Raw genomic sequence first — 25,057 nt, 5'->3', positions numbered from 1 at the left:
GTCAATACAGCCAATCGTGTACTGTTTTCTCCGTGACCGACACCATGACACCGACCGCGACCTTGACGCACACCGCTGCGCTCGCGAGGCTCGGGCACGCCCTGTCCGACGAGACGCGGGCCCGCATCCTCCTCACGCTCCGAGAAGCCCCGGCGTTCCCGTCCGATCTCGCCGACGCGCTGGGCGTCTCGCGGCAGGTCATGTCGAACCAGCTCGCCTGCCTCCGTGGCTGCGGGCTCGTCGAGGGCGTCCGCGAGGGACGGAACACCTGGTACCGCCTGGCGGACCCGCATCTCGCACCCGCGCTCGACGACCTCCTGCGCCTCGTGTTGGTCGTCGACCCCGACTGCTGCTCCGGCGAGCAGTGCACCTGCGCATGAGTGCCGTCGGCGTGCCGAGCCCACGCCTCCGCGCCCAGCTGACCCCCGCCAGACGCGCGACCCTGCAGCGGCGCATCCGGTGGATCGTGGCCGCGACGATCGCCTACAACGTCGTCGAGGCGATCGTCGCCCTGTCCGCCGGGGCCGTTGCGTCGTCGACGGCACTCATCGGATTCGGTCTCGACTCGATCGTCGAGGTGCTGTCCGCCGCAGCGGTCGCCTGGCAGTTCTCAAGCCCTGAGCCTCATCGTCGCGAACGGCTCGCCCTCCGGGTGATCGCCGTGTCGTTCTTCGGCCTCGCGGCCTTCGTCACCGTCGACGCGGTGCGGTCGCTCGCCGGCTTCTCCACCGCCGAGCACTCGACCGTCGGCATCGTCCTCGCCGCGATCAGCGTCGTCATCATGCCCGCGTTCTCACTGTTCGAGCGCCGGACCGGGAGGGAGCTCGGCTCCGCGTCCGCCGTCGCCGATTCGAAGCAGACGCTCATCTGCTCCTACCTGTCGGCCGCGGTCCTCATCGGTCTCGTCCTCAACAGCACCCTCGGCTGGGCATGGGCGGACGCCGTGGCCACCCTCGTGATCGCCGTCTTCGCCGTCAAGGAGGGGCTTGAAGCGTGGCGAGGTGACGCGTGCAAGCGACCGGTCTCCTCGCTCACCTCAGAGGGCTCGGACGCCTGCGACTGCTGCTGAGCGCGTGCGACACGTCACCGGGGCGGGATAGCCTGCAAGCATGCCAGCAGCCGACGCCGCAGACGCTCCCGACATCGAAGCCCTCCTCGCCGCCGCGGCGAGCGACCGCTCCCAGGCGCCGGCCTTCGTGACGGCACTGCTCGAGAGCACGGTGATCGTAGCGGGCACCGTGACCGACGACGGCATGGCCACCCTGGCAGACCTCCTCGACGCGGAAGGCAGCTCGGTGCAGCCGTTCTACACCTCGAAGGAGCGCTTCCAGGAGACCCTCCAGGTCGTTCCGACGTTCGAACAGCACCTTCTCGCCCTTCCCTGCCGCGTCCTCTGGCAGATGACCCGAGGCCGCAGGCTCGTCCTCAACCCGCACTCCGCGCACGGCAAGGAGTTCCTCCCGGGCGAGATCGCCCAGCTGCTCGACGGGGAAGCGGTGCTCACCCCGCGCGTGATCGAGCGCGAGACCGAGGTCATGGTGGGACAGCCGGCCCGCGTGCCACCGGGGATGACCGAGGCGCTGACGGCGACCCTCGCCGAGCACCGCGAGGTCGACGAAGCGATCCTGGGCTGGAAGGTCACGCCGCAGGAGGGCGGGTCGTTCGACGAGAGCTACCTGCTCGTCATCGTCGGCGCCCCGAACGCGCGCGAGGTCGTCAGTGGTCCCCTCGCCCGGACGCTCGCGACGTACTCGGCCAGCGTGCCGATCGACGTGATGTACGCGGCACCGGGTGCCAAGCATCTGCTGCAGGGCGTCCCGCCGTTCCACCGCCGCAAGCGCGGACTGTTCCGGCGAGGATGAGCGACGAGCGGACCGGGAGGCCCAGGACGGTCGGACGCGTGGGACGGGCGGCACTGGTCGCCATCGTCACCATCGCGGCCCTCACCGCGTGCGTCGGTCCGTCGCCACATCCGGCATCCGGGGGCCCGACGGCAGGGTCGACTCCCCCGACGTCCTCGTCGCGCGACCTCCCGGACCTGCCGGTCGCCGACTTCCCCGGACTCGCGTGCGAGCAACTCGCCAGGCCCGACGTCGTCGCCGGGCTCCTCGGCGACGGTGCCGCCACGGTGGCGCCGTCCATCGCGGAAGCTCCCGTCCTCCAGGACGGCGGCACCGTCTGCGCGTGGGCGGACGACACGACCGGCGCCAGCCTGACGATCCGCCTCGTCGGCGAGGGCGTCGACCACTGGGCAGCGTTCAACCACTGGTACGAACACACCGACTGGACCGACACCGTCGGCGAGATCAACGGGACGAGGTGCTCGGACGACGGTTGCTCCATTCATGCGCTCGACGGCGAACGGTTCATCGAGGTGGATTCCGTCGGCCTCGACGACCCGGACGGGCAGCGCACGGAGGACGTCGCGCGGGCCGCGCTCGCCGCCGCTCCGGCACCCACCCCGCATCCGGTGGCGTCCGGCAGCGGCTCGGCTCCCGGCACCGGTTCGCGGTCCTGCACGGCCACGCTGCCCGAGGCATCGGTGCAGACGATCCTCGGCACGGGTGCGGCGGGAGCGAGCTATGTCAGCACCGCCACCCCGAGCTACCACCTCGTTCAGGACGCTCTCACACGCGTCGGCGGCCTCGATTGCCGGCTGCTCTCCGCGGACTCGCGCGAACTGCTCCGCTTCACCGTGTTGCCCGGGGGCGCATGGCTGTTCCGTGACGACGCTCCGATCGACGGGGCTGGGATCGACGACGCTGGGTCGGCGGGCGACGAGGATGCGTCTGAGACGGCGCAGCGCGGTGACGACTGGGTCAATCTCCGGGCGCCCGGAGCGGACGAGGAGACCACACGGGCCCTGCTGGCCGAGCTGCTCCGCTGAGGGCGGCGCGAGAGAGCCGACGCTCGCTAGCCCGTGGGGCGGTCCGCGAAGGACACGACGACGGCGGCGACCACCGTGGCGACGACGAGGACGACGGCGACGACCCACTGGATCCGAGGTGCCGCCCGCCGGATCACGACGACCAGATGCGTCAGCAGTGCCAGGACCGCCACCGCGCCGATGACGGTGCCGACCACGCCCGGCTCGAACGCGACGACGCGCTCGATGGCGAAGCTGTCGTCATCCGCCGGGGGCAGGTAGTACGTCGTGGTGATCTGGGTCGCCACGACCAGCAGACCGAACGCGGCGATCACGAGCAGGACGGAGGCCACGACGATGCGCTGGGCACGGGACATGCCACCAGTATGGCGAGCGTCGGGTCCTGGGCAGACGAACGCCCCACCCAAGGAGCTGTGGGTGGGGCGTTCTGGCCGTTCGTTCGGACGAGTGCCGGTCGCTGCTCAGGCGTTGATCGCCTCCGGGTGGTCGACCGAGTCGACGGTGATCTTCCGGGGCTTCGCCCGCTCGCTCACCGGGATGATCACGGAGAGCACGCCGCTGTCGTACGACGCCGTGATGCCGTCGAGGTCGAGGCCGTCGCCGAGCGTGAACTGCCGGAGGAAGTGTCCGCCGCCTCGCTCACGGGCGAGCCAGCGCACGCCCTCGCGGCTGTCGGCCGTGCGCTGGGCGCGGATGGTGAGCTGGCCGCCGTCGACGTCGACGTCGATGGAACCGGGGTCGATGCCGGGCAGGTCGGCCACCATCACGTAGCGGTCGCCGTCACGGTAGAGGTCCACCGGCATGGGCCGGGGTGCGCGAACGGAGTCCAGCACGGAGGCTGCGAAGCGGTCCAGCTGACTGATCGGATCGAGGGTCATTGCCATGAGTGTTCTCCTTCCCTGTCGCCCGATGACGGTCGGGCTCATCGGTTGTCGCTGTCCAGGAGGTGGAGATCCGGGGCTTTGGATCTGCACTTCGTGGTGTAGATTTTTTATACATCGAACGCAGATTCCGTGGCAACTCGTTTTCAGGAGATTTCAAGCATGGCTGAGCGTGACTCGACGACACCCGTCTACGGCATCGCCGTCGCGGCCCAACTCGCAGGTGTGCCCGAGGCGACCCTGCGGCTGTTCGAGAGCAAGGGACTGCTTACGCCGTCGCGGACGGAGGGTGGCACCCGGCGGTACAGCGAGGACGACCTCGAACGACTCAAACGCGTGACGGACCTGCGTGACGACGGCGTCAACATCGCGGGGATCGCCCGGGTGCTCGATCTCGAGGACGCCAATCGAGGACTCCAGGATCGGCTCGACGCCGTCGAGGACTGAGCGCGGAAGCTGCGCGACAGGTGGCGGCAAGTGGCAGCATGGAGGGATGAGCCTGCAGCGAAGCACTCCGTCAGCCCAGCACGTCGACGCCTCCGGGATCGAAGCCTTCATCGACGCCCTCGAGCATCTGCCGAACGTCGAACCCCACAGCCTCATGCTGCTGCGGTCGGGCCAGGTCGTCGCTGAGGGGTGGTGGGCGCCGTACTCCGCGGAGCGCGTGCACCTCCTGTACTCCTTGAGCAAGAGCTTCACCTCCACCGCCGTCGGCTTCGCCGTCGAGGAGGGACTCCTCAGCCTCGACGACACCGTCATCAGCCACTTCCCGGAACTCGACGCCGAGGTGACCGACCCCCGGAGCCGCGCCATGCTCGTGCGGCACGTGCTCGCGATGGCGAGTGGTCACCGGGAGGAGACGATCATGCGGGCGGCGGCGATCGACCCGACGAACCTCGTCCGCGGGTTCCTGCTCCTGCCGCCGGACGAGGACCCTGGCACCGTCTTCGCGTACAACCAACCGTGCACCTACACGGCCGCGGCGATCATCCAGCGCATCACGGGCGGGACGCTCACCGACTACCTGCGTCCGCGCCTGCTCGACCCGCTCGGCATCGGCGACTTCGACTGGCAGCGGGACGACCAGGGCTTCGAGCTCGGGTACAGCGGCCTGCACGCGCGGACGGAGGCGATCGCGTCGCTCGGGCAGCTCTACCTGCAGGGCGGCGTCTGGGAGGGTCGGCAGCTGTTGCCCGAGTCCTGGGTGGCCGAGGCGACGAGGTCGCACATCGCGAACGGTGACGACCCGGAGTCCGATTGGGCGCAGGGGTACGGTTTCCAGTTCTGGATCGCGCGCCACGGGTTCCGAGGCGATGGTGCGTACGGCCAGTACTGCGTCGTACTGCCGGAGCACGACGTCGTCCTGGCGGTGACCGGTCAGAGCCTCGACATGCAGGCCGTCCTGAACGCTGCGTGGGAGCACCTGTTGCCGGCGTTCGGGCGTGGTGATGAGACGGAGTCGGTGGAGGGCGCGAGCGGGGATGCGGACCAGGCATTGCTCGAGCGACTCGCAGGGCTCGCGCTGCCGCCAGTCGGGGTGGCGGGAGGTCAGGGTGTTCCTGACGCGGAGCCCGGGGCATCGGAGGCTTCGTTCCGGGACCTCGTCGGGCGGACGTTCACTGCCGATCCCGGTTCAGCGCTCCCGCAGTTGACGGCGCTGGAGGTGGCGGCCGGTGACGGAGAGCAGGTGCTGCTGGTCGTGCACGAGGGTGACGACCGAGTGGAGATCGTGCCCGGTTTCGGCGAGTGGCGGACGCACGGTCCGGTCGTGGCGAGTGCCGCGTGGGGTGTCGATGGTGGCGTGCTGCGGGTCGAGGCGATCTTCGTCGAGACCCCGCATCGGATGCATCTCGTCGTCGATCCGACGGCGGGCACGTTCGACGCTTGGTGGGAGACGACGCCACTCCGGACGTCGCGGCTCGCCGAGGTGCGGCGCCCCAGCGAGGTCGTCGACGGTAGCGGTTCGTCCGTCTGGTGACCTGACGCCGGCGGCGGGCCGGGGAGTCGAGGGGCAGGCTGAGCGCCCTTCGACAAGCTCAGGGACCGAGCTGATCCGGCCACACCTCGGCCGATCACCGAGCACACCTCCCGCCGGTCACTGAGCACACCTCCCGCCGGTCACTGAGCACACCTCCCGCCGGTCACTGAGCACACCTCCCGCCGGTCACTGAGCCTGTCGAAGTGCCCACGAGAACCCATTCGACACTTCGACAGGCGCAGTGCGGCGCAGCTCAGGGAACGGAAGTACTCAGAACGGCGCGGGGTCCGGCGCTGTGCGGCGGTGTTTGCCGTCGGGTGTCGTCCAGTCGAGGACCCCGCCCGGGCCGTGTTTGAGCTTCCAGCCCGGCAGGTGCTTCATTCGGTGGTGATGTCGACATAAACAGGCAAGATTCCCGACATCCGTTGTCCCGCCGTCCTGCCAGGCGACCGAATGGTCCAGGTCGCAGGCCCTGGCCCTCCGCCCGCACCCTGGTGCGCGACAGGTGCCGTCTCGGAGACGCACCGCCCGCTGCAGGTCGGCTGGAACGCGATACTGGCCGCGGCCAACGGAGAGGACCGCTCCGGTTTCGGGCTGGACGAGGATCCGGGTCAGGCTGGGCGCGTTGACCGCGATGCGAGCCGCGGTCTCGGGGTCGATCGGCCCATAGCCGTCGAGCGTCGCCGGAGCGTCACTCACCCCGGCCATGCTGAGCGCCGGGACCGTGATCTGCACGGTGGGCCTGATGTGCTCCTGCACCTCGATCGGGTGCGGGAGCACGGGGTTCGAAGCGACATCCTCGGGCGTGACGCCGGTCAGGGCCAGGGCGGCGAGGGCATCGGCCTGGAGCTGAGCGCAGGTGCGCTGATCGCCAGCGCGACGCGCTTCCGACGCTGCGGTCTCGACGCGCTCGACGATACCCTGCGCGATCGGCGCCGTCGTGAAGAGGTGCACCCAAGCCATACCGTCCGAGGCCGGCTCGAATTCGACGCGTCGGTCCGCCTCGGAACGGATCGCGCGCGCCGTGATGGACTCCGGGTGCAACCGCTCGCGGAGGTCCTTCGCGCGCTTCTTGAGTCGCGTCGCGGTCAATCGCTCAGCCATCGGAAGCACCTCGGCGAGGAACGAAGCGCGACCAGCGGTGGGGACCTCGCGGAGTTGGTCGGTGATCGTGCGCGCATGACGGCCGGAGATGCGGCCCGCCTCGAGCGCCGCCAACACCGCGGGCGCCTCGCTCACCAGGCGCTCGGCGTCGTCCGTCGCCTGCAGGACCGTCCGCTCCGAAGAACGCGTCGCCATCGCGAGCATCGCGCACGTCGAGCGGCGCGACAGCGCGCGCCGCTCGGCTGGTGGATAGATCGCCGGGACGACGGCGTCCGCGAGCGCATCCGCATACGCGGCCGAGCGGGCGAGCAACCGCGCTTCACGCGCGTCGAGCACGGCGCGCAGTCGACTGATCTCCGCGTACTCATCCGAGAACTCGGCGAGGCGCGCGGCGTATTCGTCGCTCGCGCGGATCGCGGTGGGGCTCTTGGTCATGACTCCAGTCCACCATGGACCACTGACATTCCAGATGCTGAGTTCGAGTGGGTGTGGAGGCATCTCTGTGAGCACTTCGACAAGCTCAGTGACCGGGGCTGGTCGGCGGGGTTTTGTCGGGTCCGGGGCCTGTCGTGCGGAGCACTTCGACAAGCTCAGTGAACGGGGCTGGTTGGTCGGATTCGGTCGGGTCGCGAGCCTGCCACTCGGCACACCTCGACAAGCCCGGCGACCGAGGCTTGGCCCGGGTGCGGACGCATCTCGTGAGCACTTCGACAAGCTCAGTGACCGGGTCTGGCCGGCAGGATTCGGTAAGGTCGCGGGCCTGCCGCTCGGCACACCTCGACAAGCCCGGCGACCGAGGCTTGGCCCGGGTGCGGACGCATCTCGTGAGCACTTCGACAAGCTCAGTGACCGGGGCTGGTCGGCAGGATTCGGTCGGGTCGTGGGCCTGCCACTCGGCACACCTCGACAAGCCCAGCGACCGAGGCTTGGCCCGGGTGCGGACGCATCTCGTGAGCACTTCGACAAGCTCAGTGACCGGGGCTAGTCGGCAGGATTCGGTCGAGTCGCGGGCCCGCCACTCGGCACACCTCGACAAGCCCGGCGACCGAGGCTTAGCCCGGGTGTGGACGCATCTCGCGAGCACTTCGACAAGCTCAGTGACCGGGTCTGGTCGGCGGGATTCGGTCGAGTCGCGGGCCCGCCACTCGGCACACCTCGACACGCTCGGCGACCGGGACTGGCGGGTTCGACGAGCCTGGCGCGGGCCACACGGCCGCGCCCGAGGCACGCCGGACGACCCACCGACGCTACGCTGCTGAGCACACACGCCGTCACGATGGAGCGACCGCATGAGAGCCCTACGCATCACCGCCCCGAACACGGCGACGGTCCTCGACCGACCGGACCCACAGCCCGGCCCCGGCGACGTCCTCGTCCGCATCGAACGCGCCGGACTCTGCGGCACGGACGTCGCCCTCTTCCGCGGCACGATGCCCTACCTCGCCGACGGACGCACCACCCTGCCCCTCCAACCAGGCCACGAGTGGGCGGGTCGCGTGGTCGCGGTGGGCGACGGCGTCACCACGACAACCGCGGGCGATCTCGTCACGGGCGACACCTTCATCGGCTGCGGACACTGCGACCGCTGCGCAGCCGGACGCCACCACCTCTGCCCGGAACACCTCGAGCTCGGCGTGCTCGGCCAGCTCGACGGCGCCCTCGCGGAACTCCTCGTCCTCCCCGAACGCGCCGTGCACCGCCTCCCGGCAGGCGTGGACGCCGACCTCGGCGCGATGGTCGAGCCGGCCTCCTGCTCACTCCGTGGCGTCCGACTCACCGAGGTCGGCCCCGGCGACCGCGTGCTCGTGTGGGGCGCAGGAACCCTCGGGATGTTCGCCGCACTCTTCGCCGCCCAGACCGGAGCCACCGTCACCGTGGCCGCCCGACGCGAGTCCGATCGGGCGTTCGCAGCCGGGTTCGACCTCGACACCCGGGATCCGGCGGAGCTCGGGGACGAACGGTTCGACGTGATCATCGAGGCCACCGGCTCCGGCGACGTCACCCGCCGCCTGCTCGACAACGCGACCGCGGGTGTCCGCATCGCCCTCCTCGGGGTGCCCGCCGGTGACGCCGGTCTCCCCTCCGGCACGCTCATCGCCCGCGATGCGACCGTCCATGCCGTCCTCGGCGGTTCGGCGTCCATCGACGAAGCCGCCAGCCGGTTCGTCACCATGCCCGACACCGTCCGACGCCTGATCGGCACCGTGATCACCCTCGACGAGGTCCCCCAGGTCCTCGCCGACGGACTCCCCCGCGCGACCGGAGCGGGACCGAAGACGCAGATCCGATTCTGAGGGGCTGGAGCCCCGCACCCTCACACCGAGTCGCGCTCCACCAGCCCACACGGGATCGTCGTCATCTCGGGGACGTCCTCACCGGCGATCAGCCGGTGGAGGGTCTGCACGAGCAACGCGCCCTTCTCGGCGGTGCGGAGGTCGACGGTCGTCAACGCCGGGTAGGCGTCCGCCGCGAACACGTTGTCGTCGACGGACGTCATCGCGATCCGCACGGGCACCGGGATCCCCCGGTCGCGCAGCACCCCGAGCGCCCCCGTCGCCATCTGCGCGGAGGCCGCGAACACCGCGTCGACCGGTCGCCCGTCGGCCAGCAACCGCTCCATCGCGCGGGCACCACTCGTCGGCGTGAAGTCGCCCTCCTCCTGCAGCCCCGGCTCGAGCCCCGCGGCAGCCAAGGCGCGTCGCCACCCGGCCAGGCGGTCGACGCCGGCCGCGGTGTCGAGCGGACCGGTGATCGTCGCGATGTCACGCCGCCCCGCCTCGACGAGCCGCTGCGTCGCGAGCGCCCCCGCTTCCACGTTGTCGACGTCGACGACGTGCCCTGGCGGGTCCGTCGGTTCGAGCCCGCGGACCCCGAAGACCACCGGGAGCGAGGCCGCGAGCTTGGCGTACGCCTGCATGCTCGTGTGGTGGGACAGGACCAGCGCCCCGTCGACGTTGCCTCCAGTGAGGAACCGACGCGTCTTGTCGGGGTCGACGTCGGACTCGATCAGGAGCGTCAGCGTGTAGTCGGTCGACGACGCGTACATGGCCGCCCCCTGGATGACCTCGGCGAAGTACGGGTCGGCGAAGAACTCCGCCGTGCGCTGCGGGATGACCATGGCGATCGTCTGCGCCCGCCGGCGGACGAGGCTACGGGCCGCGCGGTTGGGCACGTAGTGCAGCTGCTCGACGGCGGCGTTCACGGAGGCCACCGCCTCCGGGGTCACCTGGGAGGACCCGTTGATGACCCGCGAGGCGGTGGACTTCGAGACGCCGGCGAGCGCCGCGACCGCGATGAGTGTGGGGACGGTGATGTCCGCATCGGTGTCGATGGTCTGTCTCCTCAGTCGTGCCGGTGTGAAGACACCTTATGCGGCGCGGGCGTCACCCCTTGACCGCGCCCTGCATGATCCCGGCGACCAACTGCTTGCCCGCGAGGATGAAGAGGATCAGCAGGGGGATGACCGACAGCACGGCACCGGCGAGTACGAGCGAGTGGTCTGGTGTCTGGCCCCCGCTGGCGCTCAGTGCGGCGAGCGCGGTCTGCACGCTCGGGTTCCGTGGGCCGAGCACGAGGAGCGGCCAGAGGAAGTCCGTCCATGCGGCCATGAAGGTGAAGAGCGCGAGGACCGCCATCGCCGGGCGTGCGGCCGGGAGGGCGACGTGCCAGAAGGTGCCCCACATGGACGCGCCGTCGACCCGGGCCGCTTCGATGAGTTCGTCGGGGATGACGTCGACGAGGTACTGGCGCATGAAGAACACACCGAACGCGGTGACCAGTCCGGGGATGATGACGGCCTGCAGCGTCCCGACCCACTGCCACTCGGCCATGAGCATGAACAGCGGGATGATGCCGAGCTGCGTGGGGATGGCCATGGTGGCGATCACGGCGAGCAGTAGGCCGTTGCTGGCCCGGAACTTCAGCTTCGCGAAGGAGTAGCCGGCGAGCGTGGAGAAGAAGACCACGGAGACGGTGATCGCGCCCGAGATGATGACACTGTTCGCGAGGGCCTGGAGGAAGGGCGCCGACTCGAACACCTTCGTCGCGTTGCTGAGGAAGTTCGGGCCGGGGAGGATCGCTGGTGGCACCAGGTTGGTGTCGGACGACTGCCGGCTGGAGATGACGAACGACCACCACAGCGGGAACGCCGAGATCGCGAAGAAGGCGATGAGGATGGCGTAGGTGAGGACACCGGGGCGTTCGTGGTCCTTCCCCTTCCGGTACTGCGGTGCCGCTGGCGTCACGGGTGGCGCGGTCCGGGTGCGTTCCATCAGGGTGCTCATGCTCGTCCGCCTCGCTGCTCGGTGGTGCTCGTGGTGTCCACACGGCTCGTGGTGTTGGCACGGCGCTTGGTCGACGTCGTGGTGATCGCCCGCGTCGTGATGAGGGGGTCGCGCACCTTCGGGATGCGCACCGGGCGCGCGTCGTTCGTGCGGATCGCCCGGGTGATCGCGAAGTTGATCAGCCCGGCGAGGATGATCACGAGGAACAGGATCCACGCCGTCGCGGAGGCTCGCCCGAAGTCGCGCCTCGGGAAGGCGAGCTCGTACAGGTAGAGCACGATCGTCTGGAACTGCCGGTCCGATCCCCCGTTGCTGCGTGGGTCGAAGAGCTTCGGTTCCGTGAAGATCTGGAGCCCGCCGATCGTCGAGGTGATGACGACGAAGATGAGCGTCGGGCGGATCATCGGGATCGTGATCGACCAGAACCGTCGGATCTTGTTCGCGCCGTCGAGGGCGGCCGACTCGTATACGTCGCGCGGGATGGCCTGCATCGCCGCGAGGAGGATGAGGGCGTTGTAGCCGGTCCAGCGCCAGTTCACCATGCTCGCGATGGCGACATGGGACGGGAAGACGTCGAACGCCCAGCGGATCGGGTCGAGCCCGATGAGCTCGAGGAGCCCGGCGATCGGTCCGTGGTACTGGTTGAAGATCTGCAGGAAGATGACGGCGACGGCGACCGGCGCGACGATGTACGGCAGCAGGATGCTCATCCGCCAGAAGGTGCGCCCGCGGAGCGTCTGGTCGAGGAGGGCAGCGATCACCGTCGCGATGACGAGCTGCGGGACGGCCGACAGCAGGAAGATGCTGATCGTGTTGCCGAACGCGTTCCAGAAGAACGGGTCGGAGAGGACCGAGGCGTAGTTGTCGAGTCCGACGAAGTCGCCCTGCCCCTTCAGCAGGTGCCACTCGTAGAGCGACACGTTGAAGGTGTAGACGATCGGGAAGATGCCGATGAGGGCGAAGAGGATGAAGAACGGCGCGATGTACAGGTACGGCGACGCTCGGTAGTCGAAGCGGTTCAGCTTCTGTTTGAAGGTCAGGGCGGCCGGTGGCCGGCGGACGGTTGCGGTGCTGGTCATGGCTCTGCCAATCCGGAGGAGGGAGCGGGAGGGGTGCCGGGGCGTCCGCGTGCGAACGGACGCCCCGGCGAGCTGCGTCGGAGAGGAGGTCAGCCGACGAGCTGGTCGAGCAGCTTGACCGCTTCGTTCCAGGCGGTCTCACCGTCGGTGATCTCACCCTGGCTCACGCGGTCGAGGATCGGACCGAACACGTTGTCCTGGATGTTGGAGTCCTCAGGACCCTTCACCTGGGCGACGACGCCTTCGGATCGTGCGGCGAAGATCTCACCGACCGGTGCGTCGTTGAAGAACGGGTTGGTGGAGCCCTTCACGAGCTCCTGCCCGTCGAGCGTGCTCGGGAACGGTCCGGCGAGTTCGAACGACGCCGCCTGCGCCTCGGGGGACGCGAGCCAGAGGGCGAGCTCGGCCGCCTCCTCCTTGTGCTCGGAGTTCTCGGCGACACCGAGGAACGCGCCACCCCAGTTGGCCGCACCGCCGGGCATCACATCGGCGAAGTCCCAGCCGCTGTCGGTCGTGCCCTCGTCGTAGTAGCCCTGGACGATGCCGAGCATCCAGCTCGGGCACATGTAGGTGGCGAACTTGCCCTCCTTGGCCTCCGGACCGACGTCCCAGCCGGGGAGCCCGGCACCGAGGCCGGCGTTCTCCGCCTCGACGATCTTCTCGAACTGCTCCTTGAGCACGTCGTTGCCCTCGATGTTCAGGGTCTCGCCGTCGGCCTTGTAGTAGCCCTCCTCCTGCTGGTTCACGAACGAGTTCCAGAAGAATCGGGGGCTGTGGTAGAACGCCTTGCCGGTCGCGGCGACGTACTCCTCACCGACCTCGAAGAAGCGGTCCCAGGTCGCGTCCTCGCCGCCGAGGTACTCGGCGACGGCGGCCCGGTCGCTCGGCAGGCCGGCTGCGGCGAACAGGTCACCGCGGTAGCAGATGCCCTGCGGGCCGATGTCGAGACCGGCGCCGATGACACGGCCCTCGGCGTCGGTGCCCTGCTCGTACTTCCAGTCGAGCCAGGTGTCCTTGACGTCCTCGATGCCGTAGTCACGGAGGTCGACGAAGGAGTCGCTCACCTCGGAGATGGTGCCGAGCCAGCCCTCCTCGATGGCGACGACGTCGCTGAGGCCGGTGCCTGCGGCGATCTTCGCGTAGGCGTCGTCACGGGCCGCGCCACCGCCCTCGAGGTTGGTCGCCTCGATGGTGATGTTCGGGTGCTCCTCCATGTACTTCTCGTAGTTGGCGTCGACGCCCATGGTGCCGAAGGTGGTGATCGAGAGGGTGATCTTCTCGTCACCGCCGCCGGCGGCGGGCGAGCTGCACCCGGTGGCCAGGACGGCGAGGATCGAGGCCCCCGCGATGGATGCGGCGGCGATGCCGCGGCGCGTGCTGTTCACAGTCACTCCTTTGTGTGTGCGCTTCGGTGGCCGCTGAACCCGTCTGCAGGGTCCGCGGCGCGATTCCGTGGGAACGTTCCCACGGGCATGCAGGACACACTAAGCGCTCGTTCGGACGAGGTCAAGAGAGCGCTCTCATTTGTTGCAGAACCGGTTGCCCGACGATGAACGGTCGGAGACGGGGAGATGCGGGCGGCCGTTCCGCGTTCCGATCCGGTCAGAATCATGATCGACTCATACCCATGACCGGCTTTGATTCAGGCTTCCTCGACCTCGACGAACCGCTCGCGCTCCCCGCCCCGGCGGACCCGCAGGGACGCGCTCGACTCCGGCGCCTCGACTACACGCACTTCTCCGTCCTCCTCGATCCCGACCGCCGGCTCGCGGCGGCCACGGCGGTGAACATCGACGGCGCCGCCCTGCTCGACCTGGGTCGGGGTGACGACTGGCACCTCGACGAGCGCATCCCGGCCGACGAGCAGGCCGGGCCGGAGCTCTACGCGCGGAACGACCTCGACCGCGGCCACCTCGTGCGCCGCCGGGACCCGGTGTGGGGTCCCGCGGATGTCGCCCGCCGCGCCAACGTCGACACCTTCTGCTACACGAACGCCGCTCCGCAGGCCGCGGACTTCAACCAGTCCCTCGAGCTGTGGAACGGCCTCGAGGACCTCGTCCTCGAGTACGCCTCGGCCGGGCGCCTGCGACTGTCCGTCTTCACGGGCCCCGTGTTCGAGGGCGACGATCCGCTCTACCGCGGCATCCGTATCCCCACGCGGTTCTGGAAGGTGGCGGCGTGGTCGTCGGGGGGTGCACTCGCGGCCTCCGGCTACCTCCTCGACCAGTCCGCGCAGCTCGACGACATCGAGCTCGACGAGCCGACGGCCACGGGTGACCGCGACGACGAGGCCGTTCCCCCACTCGGCCCGTTCCGCACGTTCCAGCTGCCGATCCTCGACCTCGCGAGCATCACGGGCCTCGACTTCGGGCCGTTGAGCCGGGCGGACGTCCTGGAAGCCGCCCCGGCGACGGTCCGACCCGACATCGACACCTGGATCGAGCTGGAACGGCCCGGCGATCTGCGGTTCTGAGCCGACACGACCAGCCCTGGCATTCCCCGACTACCGATAAGGCGAGCCTCAGTTAGGGTTCCCTTGGTTCCCCGCATCGGCGTGCCTATGCTGCACGGGTGAGCGCATCATGCGCCCCACCGCCGAAGGAGTCTCCCGTGCACGAGCAACGCCTGTCCACCTCCGTCCTCGTCATCGGAACGGGCGGCTCCGGCCTCCGCGCAGCGATCGAACTCGCGGAACGCGGCGTCGACGTCATCGCCGTCGGCAAGCGCCAGAAGGCCGACGCGCACACCTCGCTCGCGGCCGGCGGCATCAACGCGGCCCTTGCGACGATCGACCCCGAGGACTCCTGGCAGCAGCACGCCGCCGACACCCTCAAGGAGAGCTACCTGCTCGCCAACCCGCACACCGTGCAGATCGTGACCGAGGGGGCCGCCCGCGGGATCGAGGACCTCGAGCGGTACGGCATGCCCTTCGCCCGTGAGGAGGACGGCCGGATCTCGCAGCGGTTCTTCGGTGCCCACACCTTCCGGCGCACCGCCTTCGCCGGCGACTACACCGGACTCGAGATCCAGCGCACACTCGTGAACCGCGCGGCGCAGCTGGACATCCCGATCCTCGACACCGTCTACATCACGAGGCTCCTCGTGCGCGACAACGTCATCTTCGGCGCGTACGGCTTCGACCTCGAGACCGGGACCCGCTACCTCATCCACGCCGACGCCGTGATCCTGGCCGCGGGTGGCCACAACCGCATCTGGCGACGCACCTCCTCGCGCCGAGACGAGAACACCGGTGACTCGTTCCGCCTCGCGGTCGAGGCCGGCGGCCGGATCCGCGACCCCGAGCTCGTCCAGTTCCACCCCTCAGGCCTCATCGAGCCCGAGAACGCCGCGGGCACCCTGGTCTCCGAGGCGGCACGCGGCGAGGGCGGCATCCTCCGCAACGGGCTCGGCGAGCGCTTCATGGCGCGGTACGACCCGGAGCGCATGGAGCTGTCGACCCGTGACCGCGTCGCCCTGGCCGCGTACACCGAGATCAAGGAGGGGCGCGGCACCCCGAACGGCGGCGTGCTCCTCGACGTCTCGCACCTGCCGCGCGAGACGATCATGCGGCGACTGCCGCGGGTCTACCAGACGCTGCTGGAGCTGCAGATGCTCGACATCACCACCACCCCGATCGAGATCGCCCCGACGGCGCACTACTCGATGGGCGGCGTGTGGGTGCGGCCCGAGGACCACGGGACGGACGTCGACGGGCTGTACGCGATCGGCGAGGCGTCGTCCGGATTGCACGGCGCGAACCGGCTCGGCGGCAACTCCCTCATCGAACTACTCGTGTTCGGGCGCATCGTCGGCGAGGCCGCGGCCGCGTACTCGGCGGGTCTCGAGGCCCACGTCCGTTCCGCGGAGGCGGTCGACGAGGCTCGGGCGGAGATCGACGGGCTCCTCGCCAGTGACGGGCCGGAGAACGTCCGCGCCCTGCAGCGTGGGATCCGGAACACGATGACCGAGCACGCGGGGGTCGTCCGCGACGAAGCCGGGCTCCTCGCCGGGCTCGCCGAGCTGGATGCGATCGAGGCGCGGATCGCGGACGTCGGCGTCCACCCGGACATCGCGGGGTTCCAGGACCTCGCCCATGCGTTCGACCTGAAGTCGGCCGCCCTCGCAGCCCGCGCCACGCTCGAAGCGGCGCTCGAACGCCGCGAGACCCGCGGGTGCCACAACCGGTCCGACTTCCCGGAGCTCGACGAGGAGCTGCAGGTGAACCTCGTCTGGTCGGGGCCGGGTCGCATCGAGCGCGAGGCGATCCCCGCCATCCCGGCGGAGATCCAGGAGCTCATGCAGGACGTCTCCGTCGTCGGCAAGCTCGTGGAGTAGGGGCGGGCCCGGTCCCTGAGCCCCACCCCGGTCCCTGACCCCTACCCCGGTCCCCGAGCCCCACCCCGGTCCCTGAGCCCTACCCCGGTCCCCGAGCCCCACCCCGGTCCCTGAGCTTGTCGAAGGGCGCTAGCCGCGCCCCTCGCCACGTTCGAGGGTCGCGCCGATCACGCGGAGGCTCTCGATGAGCACCGAGATCTGGTCACGGCTGAGGCCGGACAGCATCGCGTTCTCATCGGCCACCAGGCGGCGCATCGCCTCGTCCACCCGCTGCCGGCCGAGCGTCGTGAGGACGACGATCTTGCTCCGGCCGTCGGCGGCGTTCTTCTGGCGCACGACGAGCGAGCGGGCCGCCAGGCGGTCGAGCTGGCTCGCGAGATTGCCGCTGGTGACATGGAGTCGCGCGGCGAGCATCGACGGGGTCATCCCCTCGGCGCCGTGCTGTCGGAGCATGGAGAGGAACTCGAACTCCCACGGCCGGAGCTTGCTCGCCGCGAAGGACACCCGACGGACCTCCTGGAGGTGCGGGACGAGGCGGCGCAGGCGCGACACGACGTCGAGCGGCGCGAAGTCCACGTCGGGCAACGCCGCGGCCCAGGCGTCGATGACGATGTCCACATCGTCGTCATCACCCATCGCCATCGTCGGTCCTCCTCGTGTCCTCGCCAACGCTACCCTGGGCTCCGCCACAGCTGGAGGATAGGCGTCCGCTCACGCCGCTGTGGTAAGCGATCCACCTCGGTGAGCCACCGGTCATTCGACTCAGCGGACCACCAGTGCCCCGAGTCCGTCGACGAGCAGTCCGACACCGAAGGCGAACCCCTCCGCCTGCTCGTCGGGGCCTCGCGGATCGGACGTCGCGCCGGCACCGAGGACGCCGACGCTGTCGTACTGCAGGCGCTGCTGCTCGTGGGACACGTGGCCGAGGACGAAGTGCAGGAGCGCGGTGCCCGCGCGTCGGGTGGTCGCCTCGTCGAGACCGGCGAGCGCCACGGCGTCGGTCAGCCGGCGGAGCACGCGTCCTGAGCCGAGCCCGAGCGCATAGGTGCTGGAGACGACCTCGGCGCCGTCGCGGTAGGCGAGCAGGGCGTCTCGGAGCGCTGCTGCCTCGATCCGCGTCCGCTCCCGCCAGTCGCCACCGGCGTCCGTCACCGCGTCGACCGGGGCCGGGTGGGCGTCGACGATGCGGTCGGCGAGTTCCGCGATGAGGGTCTGCTTGTTCTCGAAGTGCCAGTAGAGCGCGCTCGGTTGGACGTCGAGGGAGGCGGCGAGGCGACGCATGGTGAGGTCGGCCAGGCCGTGGTCGTCGAGGATCCGGAGGGCGACCTCGGCCACGTCGTCGCGCCGATGACGACGGGTGGTTGCGGAACCGGACATGGTTCCAACTATAGTGAACGCTGTTCAGGTGAACAGTGTTCAGGTGGGATTCGACCCGCCAGGACCACCTGGACGGATCGACCATCAACCCTCCCCGAGACAGAGGCACCACATGAGCAGGCTGCGCATCGACGCGACCGACATCGCCCGCATCGCCGTGTTCGCCGCGATCGTCGCCGCCCTGGGCCTGCCGGGCGCGTTCTCCGTCCTGGGGGCCGTCCCGATCACGGCGCAGACGCTCGGGGTCATGCTCGCCGGGGCGGTCCTCGGTCCGTGGCGCGGGATGCTCTCGATGCTCGTCCTCCTCGCCCTCGTCGCGATCGGGCTGCCACTGCTGTCGGGCGGCCGAGGCGGGGTCGGCGTCTTCGTCGGTCCGAGCGCCGGCTACCTCTTCGGCTGGATCGTCGGCGCCTTCGTCATCGGTCTCATCGTGCACGCCGGCGGCCGACGGCTGCGCTGGTGGCGGACGGCCCTCGGCGTCCTCCTCGGCGGCATCGTCGTGATCTACGCCGTCGGTGTCCCCGTCCAGTCCCTCGTCACCCGGTTGTCGCTCGGCGAGACCGTGCTGCAGAGCCTCGTCTTCCTGCCCGGCGACCTCGTCAAGGCGGTGCTCGCGACGGTCATCACGATGACGCTCGCCCGCGCCTACCCCCGGGCGTTCCGTCATGCCGCCGGTGTCGGGTCGACGCGACCGGGTGAGCCCGCCAGGGTCGTATGACGACGGACGCCGGACGCATCGTCCCGTTGCGCGGAGAGGTTCCGACGGAGCTCGTCCGACGCGCGCTGGAGGTGCGCGCGGCGGGTGACGTCCCGTTACTCGGCGACGACCGGTGGAGCGAGCCGTACTGGCGCGCCGTCTGCGATCGCGCCAGCGCTGCGGGACCGCAGACCGGCCAGGCGTGGGCGACGACGACCTCGGGCACGACGGGCGCCCCGCGCATCGTGCTGCGGACCGCCGAGTCCTGGGCGAGCTCGTTCGCGCCGGTCGCGCAGTTCCTGGGCGCCGGTCCGGACGATGTGCTCGCCCTCGCCTCGCCGCCCGCCTCCTCCCTCTCACTCTTCTCGATCGCGCACACTGCGGCGGCCGGGTTCGCGCTGATCCTCCCGACCCGTCACGTCCTCACCGCCGACGAGGCGCAGGACGCGACGCTCTTCCACGGCACCCCGAGCGGTCTGCGACGACTCCTCGACGACGGGCGGCCCCCTCGGTTGCGTGCGGCCCTCGTCGGCGGCGCCTCCCTCGATCCCGCGCTGCGCGCACGGGCGACCGAGCACGGCGTCCGCGTGGTCTCGTACTACGGCGCCGCCGAGCTCTCCTTCGTCGCGGTCGACGACGGCGCCGACCCGGAGCAGCCGGGCCTCCGCGCCTTCCCCGGGGTCGAGTTCGAGGTGCGCGACGAGGTGCTCTGGGTCCGGTCGCCCTACCTCGCCAGCAGCACCCTCGGCGGGTCGGGGCCGCTGCATCGCGACGGCGACTGGGCCACCGTCGGTGATCGTGCCCGCCTCGACGGCGCTCGGCTCTCCCTCCTCGGACGCCGTGACGACGCGATCCTGACGGCCGCCGCGACGGTCATCCCGTCCGACGTCGAGGAGGCACTGCGGCTGGTGGACGACATCACGGACGCCGTCGTGTTCGGGCTCCCCAACGAGGGCGTCGGCGAACTCGTGACCGCCGTCGTCGAGACGCGGTCCGGCGCCCGTCCGACGCGCGCCGAGCTGCGGGCCGCCGTCGCTGGCCTCCTCCCGCCGTCGCACCGCCCGCGCCGGTGGTTCATCGTCGACGAGCTGCCCCGGACGACCACGGGGAAGGCCGCGCGAGCCGCCCTCATCGAGCGGGTTCGCGCCGGGGAGGTGGCCACCCTTGCGCCCTGAGGACAGCACCAGCCCCACCGTCCGCACCCGCCCGGTGGTCGTCGCCGCCCGCCGCACCCCCATCGCGACGCGTGGCCGGGCCCTCGCGGCGCTGACCGTCGAGCAGCTCGCCGTCCCGGTCGTCCGCGCCGTGCACGAGGACGCAGGTGCGGTGCTCGGCCGGACAACCGACATCGCGGACGTCGTGCTCGGCAACTGCATGGGCCCCGGTGGCAACCCGGCCCGCGTCGCCGCCCTCGGCGCCGGGCTCGGGTTCGCGGTCCCCGGCCTCACGGTCGACCGCCAGTGCGGCAGCGGGCTCGCAGCGATCATCGAGGCGGCCACCGCGATCGAGGCCGGCGACGACCGACCCCGGATCGCGGGCGGCGTCGAGAGCGCGTCGACCGCCCCGGTGCGCTCCGTCGACGGCATCGCCTACGCCCGGGCCCCGTTCGCGCCGGCGGGCTGGCACGACCCCGACATGACGCGGGCGGCGGAGGACCTCGCGCGCCACGACGGGGTCTCCCGTGAGCGCCAGGACGCGTACGCGGCACGGAGCACGCAGCGTGCCGCGCAGGCGGAAGCAGCCGGCCGCTTCACCGCCGAGCTGGTCCCGCTGCCCGGCGCGGCCGACGATGACGAGCCGACCACGCGGCACCTCGACCGCCTGCTCCCCCGTTTCACTCCGCTGTTCGCGGACGGATCACTCACCGCCGGCAACACCTGCCGCGTCAGCGACGGCGCGGCAGCGGTCCTCCTCGTTCCGGGCGGCGCCTCCTCACGGGGCGCTGCACCAGGCCTCGCGCTCCGTGGGCACGCCGTCGTCGGATGCGACCCGTCCCTCCCCGGGATCGGCGCCGCCCCGGCGATCCTCGAGGCCCTCGAGCGGGCGGACGTCGACCTCACCTCCGTCCAGGCGATCGAGCTCGTGGAGGCGTTCGCCGCGCAGACCCTCGCGGTCCTCGACCGCTTGGGCGTCGCCGAGGACGACGAGCGGCTCTGCGCCGACGGCGGCGCCCTCGCGCTCGGCCACCCCTGGGGTGCCAGCGGCGCGGTGTCCGTCGTCCGGCTCTTCTCCCGGCTCGTCCGCGGCGGAGCCCCGGCCGGCACCCTCGGCCTCGCCGCAGCCTCGGTCGGCGGTGGCCTCGGCGTCGCCGCCGTGTTCGAGGTCGTGCGATGATCGAGGACATCGAACCCCCAGCCATCCGACTCGACCGCGTCACCGCGCGTCTCGGCGACACCGTCGCCCTCGACGACGTGACGCTCCAGCTCGACAGCCCCCGCATCGCGGTCATCGGGGCGAACGGTTCGGGCAAGTCGACCTTCGCCCGCCTGCTCGGCGGCCTCAGCCGACCGACGTCGGGCACCGTCCATGTCCACGGCGTCGACACCGCGCGGGAGACGGCCAGACTGCGACGCCTCGTGAGCATCGTGTTCAGCAATCCGGACGCGCAGATCGTCATGCCGACCGTCGCCGAGGACGTCGCGTTCTCCCTCCGCGGCACGTCGGGTTCGAAGGCCGAGACGGCCGAGCGGGTCGTCAGGGCGCTCGACGAGTTCGGACTGTCGGCGCTGGCCGATCGCTCGGCCCACGAGCTGTCCGGCGGCCAGAAGCAGCTCCTGGCGTTGTGCGGCGCGGTCATCCGCCGACCGGCGCTCCTCATCGCCGACGAACCGACCGCCTACCTCGATGCCCGCAACAGTGCCGCCGTGGCGGGCCACCTCCTGCGACCGGAGGCCGGGCACCAGCTCGTGCTCGTGACGCACGACCTGGAGCTCGCCGCACGCTGTGACGTCGCGCTCCTCTTCGACGGCGGCCGGGTCACGGCGCAGGGCGACCCGGCCGAGGTCATCGCGAGCTATCGCGCCAGTCTGGCGACGTGACGTCGTGATCACCCTGTATCGACCGGGGACCGGCTGGCTGCATCGGGCACCCGCCGGGCCGAAGGCGCTCGGCATTCTCCTCGTCGTCCTCGCCATCTCATTCCTCCCCACCAGCTGGTGGACGGCGGGGATCGCGGCGGCGGTCACGGTGCTCGCCTACCTCGTCTCAGGACTGGGCCTCGCGGAGCTCGGTCGTCAGCTCGTGCTCATCCGCTGGATCATCACGATCACCGTCGTCGGCCAGCTGCTCTTCGTCGACCTCGAGTCGGCCGTCTCCAACACCGCGCGCATCGTCGCGGCCATCCTCCTCGCGGCCCTGCTGGTGCTCAGCACGCGCGTCGCCGAGCTGCTCGACGCCTTCGAGCGCGCCCTCCGACCGTTCGGCCGGTTCGGGGTCGACCCGGCCAGGATCGCCCTCATGCTCGCCGTCGCGATCAACACCATCCCGGTGCTCGCCCGCCTCGCGGCCGGCGTGCGGGACGCCCAGCGGGCCCGCGGGGTGCGCTCCAACCCGGTGACCTTCGTCGTCCCGTTCCTCGTGGTGTCGCTCAAGCACGCCGACGAACTCGGCGACGCCCTCACCGCACGGGGCGTCCGGTGAGCGGGGTGCGGGTGCTCGGCCGGACGGTCGACGACGAGACGCGCTGCGTGCACTACGCGACGCCGCTCGACGTCATCGCCATCCGCTTCGCCTGCTGCGGCGAGTACTACCCGTGCCACCGCTGCCACGCCGAGTGCGTCGACCATCCGGCCGAGCAGTGGCCGCGCGAGCAGCGCGACCGCGAGGCGATCCTCTGCGGCGTGTGCTCGAGCGAGCTGACGATCGAGCGCTACCTCACGGTCGACGCGTGCCCGAACTGCTCGGCGGCGTTCAACCCCGGCTGCCGGCTCCACTCGGCGTATTACTTCCAGGCGTGACCTCCCGGCGGTAGACCCGGTTCCGGCCGCTGAGGATCGCCGCACCGATGGCCGCCGCGATGAGCGAACCGGCGAGTACGCCCACCTTCACGTGGTCGTCGGACTCGCTGCCGACGCCGAAGGAGAGCTCACCGACGAGCAGCGACACCGTGAACCCGATCCCGGCCACGAAGGCCATGCCCACGAGGTCGACCCACCGGATCGACGGGTCGAGCCGCAGCCCGGGCAGCCGGGTGACGAGGAGCGTCGTCAGGGTGATGCCGATCGGCTTCCCGAGGACGAGACCCGCGACGATGCCGAGCGCGATCGTGTCCTGGAACGACTCGACGAGGCCGGAGAGACCGCCGATGACGACACCGGCGGAGAAGAACGCGAAGACCGGCACGGCGACGGCGGTCGACACGACGCTCCAGCGGTCGGCGAAGTGCGCGGCCAGGCCGTCGTAGATCGGCTTGCCGCTCGCGTCCTCCCCGACGCGGACGCGTGCGCGCTTCGTCGCGACGACGGGCACCATGAAGCCGAGCAGCACACCGGCGACGGTCGCGTGGATCCCCGAAGCGTGGATGAGGGCCCAGGTGGCGAGCCCGAGCGGGATGAGGATCCACCAGGCCCGCACGCCGCGCTGGACGAGCACGGCGAAGATCGCGAGCGGCACCGCGGCGAGCGCGAGCGGGACGAACTCGATGTGGTCGGTGTAGAAGATCGCGATGATGCTGATGGCGATGAGGTCGTCGACGACGGCGAGGGTGAGCAGGAAGGTGCGGAGCGCCGGCGGGAGGAACTTCCCGACCACGGCGATGACGGCGACGGCGAACGCGATGTCGGTCGCCGCGGGGATCGCCCACCCCTGGAGCGCGTCCGGGCCGGACCGCAGGTTGACGAGCACGTAGATGAGCGCGGGGACGGCGACACCACCGACCGCGGCGGCGATCGGGAGCGCGGCGGTCTTCGGGTTCCGGAGTTTGCCGGCGACGAACTCCTCCTTGAGCTCGAGTCCCACGACGAAGAAGAAGATCGCGAGGAGACCGTCGGCGGCCCAGGCACCCACGGAGAGGTTCAAGTGGAGCGCCTCGGGGCCGAAGGTGAAGTCTCGGACGCTCAGGTAGAACTCGGAGGCGCCGGTGTTCGCGAGGACGAGGGCGAGGGCGGTGGCGACGACGAGGAGGGCTCCGCCGACGGTGTCCTGTTGGAGTGTCTGGTGGATGCCACGCCAGATGGAGTGCGGCGCCTGGTCGGCCGGCAGCTCGTGGGAGCGATGTGCGTCGGTCATGGGGTCCTTCGGGGCGGGTTCGGTCGAGGATCAGAGCGGTCATCATGACCACCCGCCGACCAGACTTCCCGGCACACCGGCACCCAGTCTACGCGGAGCACGGGCGCGGTGCTCGGTCGGACTATCCACTGCGCGTAGGACTGTCTGGGAGTCTCCTGGCCCTCAGCCATGAGGCGCCGTGTGGGGTGTAGACCTGACGTGCGTCCACCAGGTCGCCCTGTCCGATTCGATCGATGCGGATCGACAGCCCGGAGAACATGTGAGGAGCAGCATATGAGCGCAGCAGACAAGATCAAGAACGCCGCAGAAGACCTCGCTGGCAAGGCCAAGGAGGCCGTCGGTAAGGCGACCGACAACGACAAGCTCGTCGCGGAGGGCAAGGCCGATCAGGCCAAGTCCGACGTGAAGCAGGCCGGTGAGAACGTGAAGGACGCGTTCAAGAACTGACCTCCAGATCACACGAACGCCGGTGACCCCACGGGTCACCGGCGTTCGTCTGTCTGCGGCGGTCAGTCCTTGATGAGGAGGATCGGCTCGCCGTCGTAGGAGTCGTACGGGTTCGGCTCGGTGAACCCGCCGTCGTACATGAGGCCGGCCGGGGCGTTGCCGCCCGAGGGTGCCGCCGCGACGTAGCACTGGGTGATCGGTGCCCCACCGTCGAACTCCTCGGTGAACGACTCGGAGCCGCACTCGTCCCAACCGATGAGCGTGACCTCCTGGACCTTCTCGCCGTCGGCGTCGACCGGGGCGAAGGAGGTCGCGTCGCTGTTGAACGCCACCGGGTCGCCCGAGACCTTCGTCATCTCGAGCCGGATGAGCGTGAGGTTGAGGCCGTCGAGCTCTCCGCCGTCGAACTGCGACTTCAGGAACGAGACCTGCTCGGGCGTCGCGGGTGTGACCTCGGTCAGCTTGGCGCTGATGAGTGCGGTGACGTCGTCGGTCCCCTGCGACTCGTAGACGATCTCCTCGTCGATGCCGACCTTGGCACCGGGCTCGGTGACCTCACCGTCGGCGGATCCCGACGCCTTCGGCTTCTCGGACGGGGTCACGGACGCCGATGCGGACGCCGTCTCCTTCGGCTTCGCCTCAGGGCCCGGCAGCATGCCGCATCCGGCGAGCACGAGGGCAGCGGCGATCGGGACGGTGATCAGGGCGGTGACGCGGGAGAGCTGCATCGGAGTTCCTTTCGACAGCGGACTCCTGCAGTCTG

Annotated in this window: 27 protein-coding genes; 16 read left to right on the top strand and 11 right to left on the bottom strand. The window is 70.5% G+C overall.

Going from position 1 to position 25,057, the window contains the following annotated elements:
* Nucleotides 1–44 precede the first annotated feature (44 nt).
* From ITJ57_RS02670 to ITJ57_RS02655, 4 genes are read left to right on the top strand one after another with little or no spacing between them, the layout of a single operon-like run.
* Nucleotides 45–380 (top strand): helix-turn-helix transcriptional regulator, encoded by a 336-nt coding sequence (locus ITJ57_RS02670; protein WP_056009546.1) that lies wholly within the window; start codon nt 45–47, stop codon nt 378–380.
* Nucleotides 377–1,069 (top strand): cation diffusion facilitator family transporter, encoded by a 693-nt coding sequence (locus ITJ57_RS02665; RefSeq protein ID WP_194668724.1) that lies wholly within the window; start codon nt 377–379, stop codon nt 1,067–1,069. Before ITJ57_RS02670 ends, ITJ57_RS02665 begins: the two co-directional genes overlap by 4 nt.
* Before the next feature lie 40 nt (nt 1,070–1,109).
* Nucleotides 1,110–1,862: an enhanced serine sensitivity protein SseB C-terminal domain-containing protein gene (locus ITJ57_RS02660; RefSeq protein WP_194668723.1), complete on the top strand. Its 753-nt coding sequence runs from the start codon at nt 1,110–1,112 to the stop codon at nt 1,860–1,862.
* A gap of 38 nt (nt 1,863–1,900) precedes the next feature.
* Complete coding sequence (locus tag ITJ57_RS02655; protein WP_194668722.1) at nt 1,901–2,887, top strand: hypothetical protein; 987 nt, start codon at nt 1,901–1,903, stop codon at nt 2,885–2,887.
* Nucleotides 2,888–2,913: 26 nt separating this feature from the next.
* On the opposite strand, the gene ITJ57_RS02650 is transcribed toward ITJ57_RS02655, so the two are convergent.
* Nucleotides 2,914–3,243, bottom strand: a complete 330-nt coding sequence (locus ITJ57_RS02650; protein WP_194668721.1) for a hypothetical protein — start codon at nt 3,241–3,243, stop codon at nt 2,914–2,916.
* A 105-nt stretch (nt 3,244–3,348) separates the two neighbouring features.
* Nucleotides 3,349–3,771, bottom strand: a complete 423-nt coding sequence (locus ITJ57_RS02645; RefSeq protein ID WP_194668720.1) for an Hsp20/alpha crystallin family protein — start codon at nt 3,769–3,771, stop codon at nt 3,349–3,351.
* A 159-nt stretch (nt 3,772–3,930) separates the two neighbouring features.
* Between ITJ57_RS02645 and ITJ57_RS02640 the strand changes: the two genes are divergently transcribed.
* Nucleotides 3,931–4,215 carry a MerR family transcriptional regulator gene (locus ITJ57_RS02640; protein ID WP_056009556.1) on the top strand — a complete coding sequence of 95 codons (285 nt, stop codon included), beginning with the start codon at nt 3,931–3,933 and terminating at the stop codon, nt 4,213–4,215.
* Between the two features lie 46 nt (nt 4,216–4,261).
* Entirely contained in the window at nt 4,262–5,746 is a 1,485-nt protein-coding gene (locus ITJ57_RS02635) for a serine hydrolase (RefSeq protein ID WP_194668719.1), read from the top strand.
* Between the two features lie 270 nt (nt 5,747–6,016).
* Here the strand turns inward: ITJ57_RS02635 and ITJ57_RS02630 are convergent, their stop codons facing one another.
* Nucleotides 6,017–7,285 carry an HNH endonuclease signature motif containing protein gene (locus ITJ57_RS02630; protein ID WP_194668718.1) on the bottom strand — a complete coding sequence of 423 codons (1,269 nt, stop codon included), beginning with the start codon at nt 7,283–7,285 and terminating at the stop codon, nt 6,017–6,019.
* An 854-nt stretch (nt 7,286–8,139) separates the two neighbouring features.
* Here ITJ57_RS02630 and ITJ57_RS02625 point away from each other — a divergent pair.
* On the top strand, nt 8,140–9,144 hold the full coding sequence (locus ITJ57_RS02625) for a zinc-binding dehydrogenase (protein ID WP_194668717.1): 1,005 nt from the start codon (nt 8,140–8,142) through the stop codon (nt 9,142–9,144).
* Nucleotides 9,145–9,164: 20 nt separating this feature from the next.
* Here ITJ57_RS02625 and ITJ57_RS02620 read toward each other — a convergent pair whose 3' ends face one another.
* The 4 genes from ITJ57_RS02620 to ITJ57_RS02605 form a co-directional block, all read right to left on the bottom strand.
* A complete protein-coding gene (locus ITJ57_RS02620) occupies nt 9,165–10,145 on the bottom strand; it encodes a LacI family DNA-binding transcriptional regulator (protein ID WP_370582357.1) in 981 nt (326 codons plus the stop codon).
* An 88-nt stretch (nt 10,146–10,233) separates the two neighbouring features.
* A complete protein-coding gene (locus ITJ57_RS02615) occupies nt 10,234–11,133 on the bottom strand; it encodes a carbohydrate ABC transporter permease (RefSeq protein ID WP_194668716.1) in 900 nt (299 codons plus the stop codon).
* A complete protein-coding gene (locus tag ITJ57_RS02610; protein ID WP_194668715.1) occupies nt 11,130–12,212 on the bottom strand; it encodes a carbohydrate ABC transporter permease in 1,083 nt (360 codons plus the stop codon). The genes ITJ57_RS02615 and ITJ57_RS02610 overlap by 4 nt, the downstream gene beginning before the upstream one ends.
* A gap of 89 nt (nt 12,213–12,301) precedes the next feature.
* Entirely contained in the window at nt 12,302–13,603 is a 1,302-nt protein-coding gene (locus ITJ57_RS02605) for an extracellular solute-binding protein (RefSeq protein ID WP_370582148.1), read from the bottom strand.
* A gap of 236 nt (nt 13,604–13,839) precedes the next feature.
* Between ITJ57_RS02605 and ITJ57_RS02600 the strand changes: the two genes are divergently transcribed.
* Nucleotides 13,840–14,685: a DNA/RNA non-specific endonuclease gene (locus ITJ57_RS02600; protein ID WP_194668713.1), complete on the top strand. Its 846-nt coding sequence runs from the start codon at nt 13,840–13,842 to the stop codon at nt 14,683–14,685.
* A gap of 137 nt (nt 14,686–14,822) precedes the next feature.
* On the top strand, nt 14,823–16,547 hold the full coding sequence (locus ITJ57_RS02595; RefSeq protein ID WP_194668712.1) for an FAD-dependent oxidoreductase: 1,725 nt from the start codon (nt 14,823–14,825) through the stop codon (nt 16,545–16,547).
* 129 nt (nt 16,548–16,676) lie between these two features.
* Here the strand turns inward: ITJ57_RS02595 and ITJ57_RS02590 are convergent, their stop codons facing one another.
* Together ITJ57_RS02590 and ITJ57_RS02585 are read right to left on the bottom strand one after the other, a co-directional pair.
* Nucleotides 16,677–17,189 (bottom strand): MarR family winged helix-turn-helix transcriptional regulator, encoded by a 513-nt coding sequence (locus tag ITJ57_RS02590; RefSeq protein ID WP_228506441.1) that lies wholly within the window; start codon nt 17,187–17,189, stop codon nt 16,677–16,679.
* Between the two features lie 120 nt (nt 17,190–17,309).
* A complete protein-coding gene (locus ITJ57_RS02585; protein WP_194668711.1) occupies nt 17,310–17,924 on the bottom strand; it encodes a TetR/AcrR family transcriptional regulator C-terminal domain-containing protein in 615 nt (204 codons plus the stop codon).
* Between the two features lie 112 nt (nt 17,925–18,036).
* Between ITJ57_RS02585 and ITJ57_RS02580 the strand changes: the two genes are divergently transcribed.
* The 6 genes from ITJ57_RS02580 to ITJ57_RS02555 are packed head-to-tail and all read left to right on the top strand — an operon-like array spanning nt 18,037 to nt 22,577.
* Nucleotides 18,037–18,642, top strand: coding sequence for a biotin transporter BioY (locus ITJ57_RS02580; RefSeq protein ID WP_194668710.1), 606 nt, complete (start codon nt 18,037–18,039; stop codon nt 18,640–18,642).
* On the top strand, nt 18,639–19,796 hold the full coding sequence (locus ITJ57_RS02575; protein WP_194668709.1) for a class I adenylate-forming enzyme family protein: 1,158 nt from the start codon (nt 18,639–18,641) through the stop codon (nt 19,794–19,796). Before ITJ57_RS02580 ends, ITJ57_RS02575 begins: the two co-directional genes overlap by 4 nt.
* Nucleotides 19,786–20,955, top strand: coding sequence for a thiolase family protein (locus ITJ57_RS02570; RefSeq protein WP_228506439.1), 1,170 nt, complete (start codon nt 19,786–19,788; stop codon nt 20,953–20,955). Before ITJ57_RS02575 ends, ITJ57_RS02570 begins: the two co-directional genes overlap by 11 nt.
* Nucleotides 20,952–21,659, top strand: a complete 708-nt coding sequence (locus tag ITJ57_RS02565; RefSeq protein WP_194668708.1) for an energy-coupling factor ABC transporter ATP-binding protein — start codon at nt 20,952–20,954, stop codon at nt 21,657–21,659. Before ITJ57_RS02570 ends, ITJ57_RS02565 begins: the two co-directional genes overlap by 4 nt.
* A gap of 4 nt (nt 21,660–21,663) precedes the next feature.
* Nucleotides 21,664–22,260 carry an energy-coupling factor transporter transmembrane protein EcfT gene (locus tag ITJ57_RS02560; RefSeq protein ID WP_194668707.1) on the top strand — a complete coding sequence of 199 codons (597 nt, stop codon included), beginning with the start codon at nt 21,664–21,666 and terminating at the stop codon, nt 22,258–22,260.
* Complete coding sequence (locus ITJ57_RS02555; protein ID WP_370582147.1) at nt 22,257–22,577, top strand: CHY zinc finger protein; 321 nt, start codon at nt 22,257–22,259, stop codon at nt 22,575–22,577. The genes ITJ57_RS02560 and ITJ57_RS02555 overlap by 4 nt, the downstream gene beginning before the upstream one ends.
* Here ITJ57_RS02555 and nhaA read toward each other — a convergent pair.
* On the bottom strand, nt 22,531–23,847 hold the full coding sequence (nhaA, locus tag ITJ57_RS02550; RefSeq protein WP_194668706.1) for a Na+/H+ antiporter NhaA: 1,317 nt from the start codon (nt 23,845–23,847) through the stop codon (nt 22,531–22,533). The genes ITJ57_RS02555 and nhaA overlap by 47 nt on opposite strands.
* Before the next feature lie 273 nt (nt 23,848–24,120).
* Here nhaA and ITJ57_RS02545 point away from each other — a divergent pair, with 273 nt between their 5' ends.
* Nucleotides 24,121–24,294, top strand: coding sequence for a CsbD family protein (locus ITJ57_RS02545; RefSeq protein WP_086472763.1), 174 nt, complete (start codon nt 24,121–24,123; stop codon nt 24,292–24,294).
* A gap of 62 nt (nt 24,295–24,356) precedes the next feature.
* On the opposite strand, the gene ITJ57_RS02540 is transcribed toward ITJ57_RS02545, so the two are convergent.
* Complete coding sequence (locus ITJ57_RS02540) at nt 24,357–25,022, bottom strand: hypothetical protein (protein WP_194668705.1); 666 nt, start codon at nt 25,020–25,022, stop codon at nt 24,357–24,359.
* Between the last annotated feature and the right edge of the window lie 35 nt (nt 25,023–25,057).

The organism is Plantibacter sp. VKM Ac-2880, from assembly GCF_015351235.1.
Taxonomy (GTDB): Bacteria; Actinomycetota; Actinomycetes; order Actinomycetales; family Microbacteriaceae; genus Plantibacter.
Note: the sequence above shows the minus strand (reverse complement) of the source record. Positions and strands in the feature narration are given on the sequence as shown.